The organism is uncultured Roseibium sp., from assembly GCF_947496995.1.
GTDB lineage: Bacteria > Pseudomonadota > Alphaproteobacteria > Rhizobiales > Stappiaceae > Roseibium.
In genome coordinates this window covers 889,447-902,839 of the sequence record NZ_CANMFD010000002.1, presented here as the reverse complement: position 1 = coordinate 902,839, position 13,393 = coordinate 889,447, and the positions used below count along the sequence as shown (strand labels likewise).

At 59.2% G+C, this 13,393-nt stretch carries 10 protein-coding genes and 1 tRNA gene; 7 read left to right on the top strand and 4 right to left on the bottom strand.

The genetic code is table 11. The annotated features are described in order from the left end of the window. The first annotated feature begins 105 nt into the window (after window positions 1-105). Genes Q1B40_RS12630 through Q1B40_RS12615 form a run of 4 tightly spaced genes read left to right on the top strand, consistent with a single transcriptional unit; the run spans window position 106 to window position 4,587 of the window. Complete coding sequence (locus tag Q1B40_RS12630) at window positions 106-1,929, top strand: N-acetylneuraminate synthase family protein (protein WP_299814719.1); 1,824 nt, start codon at window positions 106-108, stop codon at window positions 1,927-1,929. Then, window positions 1,922-2,953: a GDP-mannose 4,6-dehydratase gene (locus tag Q1B40_RS12625; RefSeq protein WP_299814716.1), complete on the top strand. Its 1,032-nt coding sequence runs from the start codon at window positions 1,922-1,924 to the stop codon at window positions 2,951-2,953. Before Q1B40_RS12630 ends, Q1B40_RS12625 begins: the two co-directional genes overlap by 8 nt. 20 nt (window positions 2,954-2,973) lie before the next feature. Next, window positions 2,974-3,672: an NTP transferase domain-containing protein gene (locus tag Q1B40_RS12620; RefSeq protein ID WP_299814713.1), complete on the top strand. Its 699-nt coding sequence runs from the start codon at window positions 2,974-2,976 to the stop codon at window positions 3,670-3,672. Between the two features lie 36 nt (window positions 3,673-3,708). Further along, entirely contained in the window at window positions 3,709-4,587 is an 879-nt protein-coding gene (locus tag Q1B40_RS12615; RefSeq protein ID WP_299814710.1) for a class I SAM-dependent methyltransferase, read from the top strand. Window positions 4,588-4,602: 15 nt separating this feature from the next. On the opposite strand, the gene Q1B40_RS12610 is transcribed toward Q1B40_RS12615, so the two are convergent. Further along, the gene (locus tag Q1B40_RS12610; RefSeq protein WP_299814707.1) at window positions 4,603-6,456 is read right to left on the bottom strand and encodes a tetratricopeptide repeat protein; all 1,854 of its coding nucleotides are present in this window, start codon (window positions 6,454-6,456) and stop codon (window positions 4,603-4,605) included. A 263-nt stretch (window positions 6,457-6,719) separates the two neighbouring features. Continuing rightward, window positions 6,720-6,794 (bottom strand) — tRNA-Val (locus Q1B40_RS12605). Between the two features lie 211 nt (window positions 6,795-7,005). On the opposite strand from Q1B40_RS12605, the gene Q1B40_RS12600 reads away from it, so the two are divergent. After that, window positions 7,006-8,988 (top strand): DUF4139 domain-containing protein, encoded by a 1,983-nt coding sequence (locus Q1B40_RS12600; RefSeq protein WP_299814705.1) that lies wholly within the window; start codon window positions 7,006-7,008, stop codon window positions 8,986-8,988. Window positions 8,989-9,047: 59 nt separating this feature from the next. Here Q1B40_RS12600 and gph read toward each other — a convergent pair whose 3' ends face one another. Next, complete coding sequence (gene gph / locus Q1B40_RS12595) at window positions 9,048-9,725, bottom strand: phosphoglycolate phosphatase (protein WP_299814702.1); 678 nt, start codon at window positions 9,723-9,725, stop codon at window positions 9,048-9,050. Window positions 9,726-9,829: 104 nt separating this feature from the next. Further along, complete coding sequence (locus Q1B40_RS12590; protein WP_299814698.1) at window positions 9,830-11,509, bottom strand: methyl-accepting chemotaxis protein; 1,680 nt, start codon at window positions 11,507-11,509, stop codon at window positions 9,830-9,832. Window positions 11,510-11,865: 356 nt separating this feature from the next. Between Q1B40_RS12590 and rpiA the strand changes: the two genes are divergently transcribed. Both rpiA and Q1B40_RS12580 read left to right on the top strand, forming a co-directional pair. After that, a complete protein-coding gene (gene rpiA / locus Q1B40_RS12585; RefSeq protein ID WP_299814695.1) occupies window positions 11,866-12,567 on the top strand; it encodes a ribose-5-phosphate isomerase RpiA in 702 nt (233 codons plus the stop codon). 45 nt (window positions 12,568-12,612) lie between these two features. Then, the gene (locus Q1B40_RS12580; protein WP_299814692.1) at window positions 12,613-13,128 is read left to right on the top strand and encodes a DUF2059 domain-containing protein; all 516 of its coding nucleotides are present in this window, start codon (window positions 12,613-12,615) and stop codon (window positions 13,126-13,128) included. Window positions 13,129-13,393 lie beyond the last annotated feature (265 nt).

Below are 13,393 nucleotides of genomic sequence, written 5' to 3'. Positions count from 1 at the left end.
GGATCAATATCAACTGCTTGGGCCTTGCAATACTCTCCGGTCAAACTGCTTTGAAAAACATGGGTCCCAACTCTGTGGTGCGTGTTTTGGTTTGGGTTGCTTGAGATGAAAATCATTGCTGAACTTGGCATTAACCACCGCGGGTCTACCGAAATTGCCGGACAGCTCATAAAAATCGCCGCGGACGCCGGTGCCTGGGGAGCGAAATTTCAGTACCGGGCAAAGCACGGTTTCTATCAGGCGACGAATGAGATCGGCGACGAGATCCTGTCGAGGGAGATCGACGACAATTACATCCCGCCCGAGCGCGTTCTGCAACTGGTGGACCTGATAAAGCAGCAGGGAATGGCTGCGGGGATCAGTTTCTTCAAGTCCGGGGACGCCTCTGATTTCGGCGATGACATCGCCCGCTTCGATTTTTTCAAGGTCCCTTCGGCGGAACTGCTGAACGAAGACCTGATTTCCGCCATGGCAGGCTTTGGAAAACCCTTGATTCTGAGCACCGGCGGCCACTCGGAAGAAGATATCTTCAGCGCGATCGACCGCACTCGCGACATTCCCGATGTCATCTATCTTCACTGCATCTCCAATTATCCGGTCCTGCTCGGCAACCAGCAGATGGGTTTTCTTCGGACCCTGAAGGAACGGACCGCATCGCCTGTCGGCTATTCCAGCCACGATCAGGACTGGGAAGTGTGCCTGATTGCAGCGGCCAACGGGGCGACCGTTTTCGAACGCCATCTGACCATGGACAAGTTGGGCAAGGGCATCGACGACAGCTCGAGTTCCGATCCTGAAGAATTCCGCCGCATGTGCAAACTTCTCAACGCCTTTGAGACGGTTCAGGGCAGTGGACGGCGCGAAGTCAATCAGGGTGAGCGCATCAACATGCAGAACCTCGGCTCGTCGCTTTATGCCAGTCGGGACATCGCGCCGGGCGAAACGCTGAATGCGCAGAACACCGTCATCAAGGCGCCGCGGAAAGGCCTGACTTGGGCGGATGTGAAACACCGCGGGTTGAAAGCAGTCAAACGGCGGATAACCGAAGGCGCCGCCATTTCGGACCTGCATTTCAGCGATCCCAAACCGCCGCTGAGCGAGAAGCTGATCGCGTTCTGCAATGAAAAACAGCTTTCAATCCCGGTTCGCCTGCATGACGCCAAGACCCTGCAGACCCGTTTTCCGATCAAGAACTACGAACTGCATCTGTCGTATGAAGAGGTCGCCACCTTTGGCGGCACGATGGAGGAGGGGCTCGCGCGGCTTGACCTGTCGCGGCACTATTCCATTCACATTCCCGACTATATCGACAGCAAGACGCTGATCGATCCGCTCTCAGGCGACGAGGCGACATTCGCGGGCAGTGATCGCGTGATCAGCACCTGCGTTGATCTGGCGCTCGAACTGGAAGCAAGAACCGGCGCGCCGGTTCCTGTTGTCGGAAGCTTCTCCAGACTGCTGGAGGAGGGCAAACGGGAAACTTACAGCCGCCTGCAGGACTATCTGGACCGGACCGGCCGGCAAAGGGGCATACCTGTCTATCCCCAGTGGCTGCCACGCATTGCCTGGTATTTCGGCGGGGCTGATATACTGGACATGTTCTGCGGAGCGGACGACATCGAGATCCTCAATGACATCGGCATGGAGCTGTGCCTGGATCTGTCGCATCTGATCCTGTCCGCGAACTACGCCAAGCAGGACTGGCATGGCTGGTACGACAAGCTCGTGCCGCTCGCCCGGCACCTGCATATAGCCGACGCCGTCGGCATCGACGGCGAGGGCATCGAATTCGGCAAGGGCGATCTGGGAGATCCGGGAGCCTATATCGACGGTCCGGGCCGCAAGGTGCTGGAAGTTTGGCAAGGTCATCTGTCCGAAGGTGACGGATTTGAAAAAGCGATCCTGCAACTGGGAGAACAACATGGCTAAGGTACTGATCACCGGCATTTCCGGTCAGGACGGTGCTTTTCTCGCGCGCGCCCTTCTTGAGCGCGGCGACGACGTTTACGGCGCCATGCGGCGCGGCAGCACGTCCAAGACGGGGCGCCTGAAGGAACTCGGCATCCGTGAGAAAGTGAAACTGTGCACGCTCGAGGTCACGGAATTCGCCAATGTGCAGAATGTCCTGAACGAGATCCGTCCGGACATGATCTTCAATCTCGCGGCCCAGAGTTTCGTCGCGGACAGTTTTCAGTTCCCACACTACACGTCCGATGTGAACTACATGGGCGTGTTGAACATTCTGGAGGCCATGCGTCTTCTCAAGCTGGATGCGAAGCTCTACCAGGCATCGACATCGGAAATGTACGGCGACGTTCTGGAAAAGCCGCAGTCGGAAAAGACGCCCTTTAACCCGCTCAGCCCTTATGCGGTGTCAAAGCTGGCCGCTCATTCGCTGGTGGTGAACTACCGGCAGGCTTATGACATGTTCGCGACCTCCGGCATTCTCTTCAATCACGAATCCGAGCTGCGCGGTTATGAGTTCGTCACCAGGAAGATCACCAGTTGGCTCGCCCGCATCAAGCTGCAGGACGCCGAAGCCATGCCGCTGGGAAATCTCAGCAGCGTGCGTGACTGGGGCTATGCGCCTGAATACACGGACATGATGATCAAGATGCTGGATCATGGCGAGCCGGACGACTTCGTCATCTCGACCAATACCGAATACACCGTTCGGGAATTCCTCTTCATGGCTGCGCAGGAAGTGGGGTTCGACCTCTACTCTGAAGGCGAGGGCCTTGAGGAGAAGTGCTACAATCGCAAGACTGGCAAACTGGTCGCCTATGTCGACCCGCGCTATTTCCGGGCTTCGGATGTTGTCTATCTGCGCGGCGACAACAGCAAGGCGCAGAAACTTCTTGGCTGGAAGCCGGAGATCCTTGCCCCGGAGATTGCCCGGCGCATGGCGATCTACGACCTGAAAAAGGCAGCCGTCAGCAACCCCGGCCTTTGAGGGAGCGCGGATTGAACGCCATGAAGCGCGCAGTTGCGATCATTCCCGCACGGGGCGGGTCCAAGGGTATTCCGGGAAAGAACGTCAAACCCTTCCTGGGAGAGCCCCTTATTGCCCATGCCATACGCGCTGCTCTGGCCGCCGAGACCGTTAGTGATGTCGTCGTTTCCAGCGATGATCCCGGGATTCTTGATGTTGCCGCCAGATATGGCGCGACCTGCGTGTTGCGGCCGGCGGAGATTGCCGGCGACGAAGCCTCCTCGGAAGCAGCGCTGTTACACGCGGTTGGAGCCCGCAGGGAATGTGAAGACGCCGAGACGATCGTCTTCCTGCAATGCACGTCTCCGCTGACCACGCCGGACGAGATCGATCTGGTGGTGCGCACCGGCGAGCGCCTGGCCGCCGATACGGCGTTCTCAGTCGTTGAAGTGCATGCGTTTCTTTGGGAGATCGCTCCCGACGGCACGGGGATCGGCGTCAACCACGACGCTTCGAAACCTCGCCAGCGCCGTCAGGATCGGCCGGAACAATTCAGGGAAACGGGAGCGATCTATGCGCTGCGCAAAAGCGGGTTTATCGAAGCAGGGCAGCGGTTTTTCGGAAAAAGCGTGCCGGTCGTTCTCCCCGACGCAACGGAAATCGATCTCGACACGCCGCGCGATTGGCTCGCTCTAGAAGCTTTTGCGGTGGCGTGCGGCCGCAAACCACACCTGGGATAGACCCTTTAAACCGAACGCCCGGCGAGGCCTGCTGCGATGACGAACATATTCGAGACCCTGTCGGAAATCGGTGCGGCAAGCGAGGCGCATCGGGAAGTCTTCGCGACGGGCACCCGCGACCGTGACGATGTGACCGTTTACCGGGACCGCCAGTCGGGCGTCATCTATATCGACGGCTTTTACGGCGGCGACGAAATCTACGAGGAGGGGGAATATCGGGACGTCAATCTGGCGAAAACCGGATCTCGCGATTACGAAATCACTCGCGATGCCACCCGCCGCTCCACCGCCTGCAAACCTTTCGTCTGCGGACGGAATATCGTCGACTTCGGGTGCGGCGACGGCAGCTTTCTGCGTTACGTTCAGAACGAGACCGCGTCCTGCTGCGGTGTGGAACTGCAAAGGGACTATGTGCGGGCACTCCGGGACGAAGGCATCGCATGTCACACGTCCCTGGCAGATCTCGAAGACGGCAGCATGGACACGGCCGTCAGTTTCCACGTCCTGGAACATCTGCCCGATCCGCTGCCGGTGCTGCGGGAGCTGAAACGTGTGCTCAGGCCCGGCGGAACCCTGATCGTTGAAGTCCCGCATGCCGGAGACATGCTGCTGCGCGAGCTGAAATGCGATGCCTTCAAGGGCTTTACCTTGTGGAGCCAGCATCTGGTTCTGCACACGAGGGACAGTCTGCGACGTCTCCTGGCGGCTGCAGGATTTGAAAACCCGGTTGTGGAAGGGGTTCAGCGGTATCCGCTGTCAAATCATCTTAACTGGCTCTCGGTCGGCCGCCCCGGCGGCCATAAATCGACGCTCGCTGCGCTCGATACGCCGGATCTCCTGTCCGCTTACGAGGCAGCCCTGAACAGGATCGATGCGACGGATACGCTGATGGCGGTCGCCAGAAACCCTGGCTGATCAGATAGCAGACCTTTAAAGGCCGAGGCGCTTATTCCTCGGCTCCGGCGTCCAGTTCTCCATCTGGCGATCCAGTTCCGCGATAATTTCCGGAACGAATTCCGCGCACGGCCGGTCCGTATAGGGCCGCATATAGGTCATGGACGGATACCAGGGCGGGTTTTTCTGCCCGAGAAGCAGGGCCGGTTCCTGCTGACCGAAGCGGATGCAGGGGATGTTGAGGATACCCGCCATATCGGCAACGCTCGTATTGGCCGAAACGACAAAGTCGCAGATAGCAGTCAGGGCCGCCGCGCCGAGCAGGTCGTCGAAAAGATCGACATCCTCGAAAAACTCGAACTTTCCCGGAAACTTCGTCCGGAAGAACTCGATTTCCTTCTGAATCGCCTTGTACTGCAGGTTCACGAAGATCGCGTCGCGCGATTCCAGGACAGGCGAAATCGCCGGTGCGGAGAGATAATATCTCGCCCGGTGCGCGGCCAGGTTCTTGGACCGCCAGGAAAAACCGATCACCGGTTTGTCCCCATAACCCTGCAATCGCTCCAGATACGCCCGGGCCCGGTCTTTCTGGAAGGAATAGACGGGGCTTGGGGCGGCCTTGAACGACTCCAGATCCGGGCGGAAGAACTCGACCAGATCGCTGATATTGGCGGTCACGTCGAAATCCGAAGCGGTCGCTTCGAATTGTGCATTCATCCGGGCAGCACGGCATTCGATTTCGGGAAAGGAATGCTGCATGAAGGTCGCGCCCTTTTGCGAAACCTCGACGATAACCTTTCCTGCCTTTTCGGCCAGCTGCGGCAGCATTGTCCCGGCTTTCAGGGCATCGCCGAGCCCCTGATCGGCCCACACGAGAACCGTTTTGTCGGAAATGTCCTCGCCTTCCCAGGCGGGCACCTCGAACTTCCTGCGTGTGACCTGGGCAGCGGGGTCGTCGAAACGGGCCGTGTGCAACCGCCAGCCGTTTTCCAGATCGCCATTGGCAAGATAGGAGAGCGAGAGGTTCCAATTGACCGTCTGGTTCGTCCCTCCGGAGAGTTTTTCAGCCAGCTTCATCATCTCGAGCGATTCCGCCTGATCGCCGTGCATCAGCAAGGTGACGCCCATGGTCACGCACTTGTGGAAATTGTTCGGGTCGGTTTCAAAGCTCTTGCGCGCGTACTGAATGGCTTTCGCGGTCTCGTTCATGCTGAACAGCAGCCGCGCGGCCTCGTGCTGGATATCGCTGTTGTCGGGAAAACGTTCCAGCGCTTCGCTCAGCTCATATTGGGAAGGCTCGAATTGCTTGAGTTTCTGCCTGCAGCGCGATCTGTGAATGTAATTGATGGGGTTGTCCGGATCGAGCATGATCGACTTGGTCAGGAAGGTGATGGCATGCTCCGGCCTTTCGGCATTCATGAGCAGCATCGCGTAGTTCTGATAAGCCTCCAGATAGTCCGGATCCTCGACGAGGAGGGACTGCAGGATCAGTTCGGCTTCCTCGTATCTTTTCAGCTTCGTGAGCGCGATGGACTTCATGTTCCGGGCTTCGCGCTCTTTGGGGTTGATCGACAGGGCCTTGTCGCACACGAGCAGCAGGCTCTCCGAATCCGTCCCTACATCCATCATGGCCCGCGCCAGATTGGCGTAAAACGGGGCATGGTTGTTGTTTGCCGCGATGGCTTTCTGAATGTAGTCAATCGCCCGCTTCGGATTGCCCAGTTGCCGGTAAGTGACCCCCAGCAGATTGAGCGCATCGGGATTGTTGGGCGTTTTCTTGAGGACCTGCTTGTAGCAACGCTGCGCTTCCTTGACCTCGCCTGCCTTTTGCAGAGCAAGACCCTTCAGCATTTTCTCCCGGAGAGGGTTCGCAGCGGTTTGCGTGGCCATCTTGTCTTTATCCTCATGGAATCACGATCCGAAGAATAGCAGGAGCCCGGGCGAAACAAAGGTTCGCCGCACAATTGAGCCAAATCGTCTGGGGATTGCGGGCAAGGCGATTTGCCATTCACCGGATGCTTGCGGCCCGGGCTTCGCTTGCTGGCCAAACTGCAGCTTTTGCAACGGCCGCCGTCTGGGCCACAACACGCTGCTGCCTGATCTGCCGCTGTCCGAGATCTGGAGGATCGTATTGAGGTCGCGGGTACAGAGAATGGTGGGCGATACTGGGATTGAACCAGTGACCCCTCCCGTGTGAAGGGAGTGCTCTCCCGCTGAGCTAATCGCCCCAAAATCCTGTTTTGGATGGCGGGTGTCTAAGGGATGCAGCGGGACTTGGCAAGGTCTTTTTGCGGCCCTTGGCACTGCTCCTGGCCTGTTCGGTGTTTGGCTCCCCCCTCAACAGCTCGCAGGCCCGTTACTCGTAGAATAGCCGTAATTTCTGCCTAACGGATGAGACGTTCCTTCTGCTCTCCCCGAGTGATTTCTGGAGTGGTTTTAATGGTTTTCCGCAAGTCTTCCGCAGCATTGTTTTCGCCTGCCGCCATATTTTTCCTGTGTTTGCCAGCCGCCGGCTTGGCTGCCGGCAACGGGCCGGTCACCTCCATCACGCTGTCGTCCGGCGGCCTTGCCGAGGTGGTGCGCAAGGCCGATATCGACAGCACCGGCTTTATCGAGATGACGCTGCCACTCGACCAGGTGAACGATGTCCTGAAAAGCATCGTCGTTTATGACGGCAAGGGTGTCGTTGAGGGGCTGACGCTGCCTGGTCCAGATCCACGCGGCGAAACCTTCAAGAACCTGCCGTTCTCGCAAGACGATCTTCAGTCTCCGGCGCGTCTGCTGGCGCAACTGCAGGGGACCCGCGTGCACCTGGAAAAGGCGGGCACGACGATCGAGGGCCTTGTGCTGGGAGTCTCCGTTAAGGACCAGGGGGACAAAGGCCAGGCGGATATCGTTTCCGTGCTGAGCGACGGGCGGATCGTCGGAGTGGACCTGAGCCCGGAAACGGAGATTGTTTTTCTGGACGACCAGATCCGCCAGCAGGTTGCCAGGGCTCTGGCGGCGGTCGGAAACGGAAAGTCGGACGGCGCGCGTACGCTCACGTTGAAAGTGGCCGGGGAGGGGGAGCGTGAGGTGGCCGTCTCCTACGTGGTGCCAGCTCCGATCTGGAAAACCGCCTACCGGGTGGTGACCATGCCAGCGGGAAAGGCCCGGCTGCAGGCCTGGGCCGTATTGGAAAACGCCAGCGGCGAGGACTGGGAAAACGTGCGTATCACCCTGTCTTCCGGCGCTCCGGTCACGTTGAAGCAGCGTCTGCATGACCTCTACTGGAAACAGCGGCGCGAAGTGCCGGTCGATGTCTCCGAAGGCTACGTCCCGAGGCCGGACAGCGGCGCCGAACCCGTGTTCGATATGGCCGAGTCCGACAGCCGCCTGAAACGAGGCGGTGTTGCCGCGAGCGCCTTTCTCGCCGCGCCTGTCGCCGCACAGGAAGCGCCTGCCGTTATGGCCGCCGCCAATGTGGGCGAAGCGGTCGAGGGTACGGTCACAGCCGCATTCACGCTGCCTTACCCGGTGACCCTGCAAAGCGGCGATACTTTATCCGCGCCGATTGTCGATCAGGTCGTGAGCGCCGAAACCGTTTCCGTGTTTCAACCGGAAAGCGGCCTGCCGCATCCGGTCGCGGCAATCCTGATCGAAAATGAAACCAATGCCAGCCTGCCGAAGGGCATCCTGACCGTCTATGACGAGCAGGAAGGCTATGTCGGCGATGCGCAGATCGGCGGAATGCCGTCTGGCGAAGGCCGCATGGCGAGCTTTGCCACCGACAGAAAGGTTCGCATCGCTGAGAAGACTGAGCCGGACGACAGGATCGTTTCGATCAAGGTCGCCGACGGTGTCCTGACCGCCTCCGTCCGTCAGCGCGCTGAAACCGTCTATGCGATAAAGGGCGCCCCGGACGCGGAGCGCACGATCATCATCGAACACCCGAAGCGGCCGGGCTGGACATTTACCTCTGCGCAGGAAACGGAGGCAACGGCAACCCATCATCGTCTCAGGATCCAGGTGCCCGAAGGCGGCTCAGAAACGGTGCGCGCGGTTGCCGAGCGTACAATTTCGGAAACCTACGCTCTGGTCTCCAGCGATGAGCACATGCTTCTGACCCTGGCCGAACGGTCTCCGGACGCGAAAACTGCCGGCAAGCTGCGGGAATTGGCTGCACTGCAGGCCGAAATCTCGCAGATCGAATGGCAGTTGCGGCAATTGCTTGAGAAGAAGGACGAAGAGACCAGGGATCAGGACCGCCATCGCGCCAATCTGTCCGCTGTTCAACCGGGCGCCGATCTCTACAAGCGTGCCGCGCGCAATCTAGCGGAGTCCGAAACGCGCATCGAGGAAATCGACACCCGGAGCGCATCGCTCAAGGACAGGCAGGCAGAGATCCGCACGACGCTGGGCGAGGCGATCAGAACGTTCTGAAAGACCCTCAATTGATCCTGTCTTATTTCCCGGGTCACGGGAGTGGGGCAGGGGCAGGTTCAGGCGTCGTGACCTTGTGGTGAAAGCTCTGAAACGGCTGCGGCCAGTTCGTCGAAATGGGAGATCACCCGATCCGGCGCAAGGTCGCGCACCGGCACGGGCGTGTAACCGAAATCGACCGCGATCACCGGAATGCCTGCGTTTCGGGCGGCATTGATATCGGTGCCGCTGTCACCGATCATGATGGAGCCCGCTATCTCACCGCCGGCCCGCTCTATGGCGCCGTGAACCGGTTCGGCATGGGGCTTGGAAACCGCAAAGGTGTCGCCGCCGACAACAGCGTCGAAATATTTGCCGAGATCGAGCGCCTTCAGAAGCGGCAGGGTCAGCCTTTCGGCCTTGTTGGTGCAGACCGCAAGTTTCCAGCCTTCGGTGCGGAAGGCTTCAAGCGCCGGAACCACACCTTCGAACGGTCGTGTCCGAACGGCGATATTGGCTGCGTAGTGCTCGAGGAAATGGTTGAAGAGCGGTGCGATATCGGCGTCTGTCCAGGCAATGCCGTTGTAGTCCAGCCCGCGCTGGATGAGGACCTTGGCCCCCATGCCGACCATGTGGGCGACATCGTCCTGCGGGATGGCGGAGTGGCCGGCCGTGGTCATCACGACATTCAGCGTGGCAACCAGATCCTCCATGGAGGACACCAGGGTGCCGTCGAGATCGAACACCAGAACAGACATGAAAACTCCGGCAAGGACAAAGACGAAACGAAGCTTTGCCTAGCCCCATCGGAGCGCCGCCGCAAGGTCCCATGCCATTTCGTCTTCATTTATGAGTTTACGCCCTAAAGCTTGTAGGCCGTACGGAAACCGCCCCAGTGACGTCCCTCGACGATGATCGGTGCGTCGATCTCCTTCATCCAGACGATTTTACCGCCGCCCATGTCGCGGGCGTAGGACTGGATCAGGAAGGGGCGGGTATTGCGCGCCGCACTGAGGCCGGCCCTGTCGTCGAATATCCGCTTGTTGCGGCAATTGGCGGTGTTCCAGGCCGGGTCGCCGGGCCTCTGCGGTTTCGAATAGGTCAGGTTGTGAACGGGCAGATAGCCGTTCCTGTCGATTGCGGCACAGAAGACCATGCTCTGGCCGGCACCAAGGATTGCCTCCTGGATTTCCGGCAGCACTTTTTCCAGATGAGCGAGGGCACGGTTGGAAACCTGCAAGGGGTCGGTTCCCTCGATCGGCATGTAGTTGGTGTCGAACAGATCGTCCTGACTCAGCTGGCGCTTTGCCAGAAGGTCTTCCATGGCAGCGATGATCTTCGCGGCACCGGACTGCGCCAGATCGACTTCCCTGGCATGGGCGGAATGAACGGAAGCGATTTTCGCGGCAAGTTTTTCCTGGAAGATTGCAGCCTGATTGTCGAAACGGCAGTGGCAGCCATTGTCGGATACGGAAACGACCGAAATGTCGACCGGGCCGATGCCATCAAGTTCGAGGCGGGCCTTGCTGCCCGTACGCAGCAGGCCGTCGCTGTCCGTCTTGAACAGAACGCCGCCTTCCGAGATGTCCAGTGTTTCGATATTTGACGTCGTTCCGCCGTTGCTGACGCTGCCGCCCAGCTTAACGGGGAGCCTGTCATGCTGGCGCCGGTCGCCGATTTCGGTCTGGCGGATCATCATGGTGAAACGTGACTGCAGGGCATGCGCCGCTGTGCTCATGTCCGACCCCAGGGCCCGGGCTCGCGTCCCTCCCTCTTCGGCGGCGGAAGCGGAATCGGTGATGGTGTTGACCTTCCGCACCACCTCCTGAACGAAGCTTGCCGTCTGCTGCGCCTGGTCACCGATCAGATTGGTGGTTTCGACCTGGGTCTGTACGGCGTCTTCGACAGCGGCAAAGCTCGGCCGGATACGTCCGATGACGTCGATGATCCGGTTGACCGAACCGAGACTGTTCTCGGCTGAATGATTGAGCCGGTCGATATTGGCGATGATCTGTTCCGTGGCCGACTGGGTCTCGACGGACAATGCCTTGACTTCGCTGGCCACCACGGAAAAGCCCTTGCCGGCTTCTCCGGCCCTTGCGGCCTCGATGGTGGCATTGAGGGCCAGCAGATTGGTCTGCTTGGCGATGTCCGAAATCAGGTTGACGACGTTGGCGATGTCGTCAATGGCCTGCTTGAGTTCCATTACTCCGCTGTTGGCCTGGTCGGCCACATCCCGGGCTTCTTTGGCAAGCTCGTTGGAAAGCCCGACCTGGTTGCCGATTTCGCCGCTCGACGTGGATAGTTGCTGAATGGAATCCGCCAGGCCGGAGGCGTTTTCTCCTGCGGTCGCCGACTGGTCGGCGAGCGACTGGCTGTCGCTGCGGATGGTTTCCAGCTTGTCCATCTGGCTGTCGAGCTGGTCCTGAACCTTTTCCGCAGCCGAACTGATGGCTTTTGCCGCCACTGTCAGGTCGTCCTCAAGGCTGTCCAGAACGAAACTCATCCGGTCTGAAGAATTTGCCTCTTCAGAAACGGACATGTTTCCTTCGTCAGATGCCTCAGGGGCAGGCAAAATACCATGCGAGAAATTGTCACGTGATTTTTGCCTTGATCCAAGTCGAAGTATGTTCATTTGAATTTTTGCTTTCCAGTCCCCAGACTATTTCCAATATTATGCTTACTCATCCTAAGGTATGGTTAACCAAGTTTGCACGCGTCCGAAGAGCCTGTTTCTCCGGGTGAAAACGGTAATGTCACTGGACCGGCTGAGCCCGGCCATGTTAAGCACCCGGCGGCCAAAACGAGAAAACCTGCCATCCCCGTTTGTTCGGGAAATGGCTGAGGGTGCGGTCCACCGGCAACGGTGCTGGAGGAAGGGTGCCAGAGGAGCGTTGAATGAGCGACCAGTTCAAGAAGCAAGCCGCTGACCGCGCCGCGGAAGACGTCACTTCCGGCATGCGTCTTGGTATTGGTACCGGGTCGACGGCCGAGCTTTTTGTGCATGCGCTTGCCAGGCGGGTCGGGGACGGGCTGGATGTGATCGGCGTGCCGACATCCGAACGGACCGCAAAGCTGGCCTCCAGTCTGGGAATCAGGCTGACAACACTCGACGAGATGCCACAATTGGACCTGACCGTGGACGGAGCCGACGAGCTTGATCCGCGTCTGGTGCTGATCAAGGGCGGTGGCGGAGCGCTCCTGCGCGAAAAAATCGTCGCATCGGCTTCCGCCCAGATGATCGTCATTGCGGACGCCAGCAAGCAGGTTGAATCCCTCGGACGGTTCCCGTTGCCGATCGAGGTCGTACCCTTCGGGCTGGAAACCACAAGGCTCGCAATTCTCAAGGTTCTGGAAGACCTTGACCTGCCTCCGGAGCTGGAATTGCGAGGTGGTCGCGATCAGCCGTTTAAAACCGATGGTGGCCATTTCATTCTGGATGCACGTCTTCAGGAAATCAAACAAGCCGAACTGCTGGCTGACCGCCTGGTCGCGATCCCCGGCGTCGTCGAGCACGGCCTCTTCATCAATCTTGCAACTAAGGCTTACGTGGCCGGCACAGATGGGGTAAAGACCGTCTTGCCCATCCAAGTGGTGTGATTTGGCTTTCCGAACGAGCGATGAAAGCCGCCTAGGAGTAGAAAAATGAAACTTGTCAAGACTTTCCAGTGTGCAGCTGTAGTGGGCGCAGCCATGATTGCCGCCGGATTTCTTTCCACTGCCGTGTCCGCGCAGGACGCTGTTTCCGAAAGCCACATGGCTGCTGCGAAAAAGGTAGCTGCTGCGACCAGGGTACTTGAACCCTTCGACGATATTCTGCCGATCCTCGCCGAACAGACCCGTACCGCGTTCATCCAGACCGATCCGACCCGTGCGGAAGAGATCATCGAGGTCACGCAGGAGGTGGCGCTGACGCTGGCTCCCAAACGCGCCGAACTGAACGGTATGGTCTACCAGGCATGGGCGGATACCTTCACTGAAGCCGAGCTGAATGAACTGGCCGAGTTCTACGGCACGGAGCTCGGACAGAAGCTGACCAATTCCATCCCCGCCATCACCCAGTATTCCGTCGGTGTAGCCCGCGAGTGGCAGGACAAGATCTCCACGGAAATGGTGACGATGGTTCAGGAAGAACTCGCCAAGCGGAACGTCGTGGAGTGAGGGACTGCGTTTCCGGCAATGGCATCGTGCTGTTGCTGAAATGCGGGTGATACACAGGATAGTGAGACTGGTTTGATTGCCGGTCTGCGGGCCGCGAACGCGGCCCGATCCATTCTATGGTGAGCATTAGACCGCCACTTCCGGGGGCAGGCGGTTCCGCGCTGCTCTTGCATGGTGACGGCAACCGCTTATGTGCGGCGGGCCGGGACGCTTTCCGCCGGATCCGAGTTTATCCGGACACGGGACGCACCAAGGCTGTGCAAGA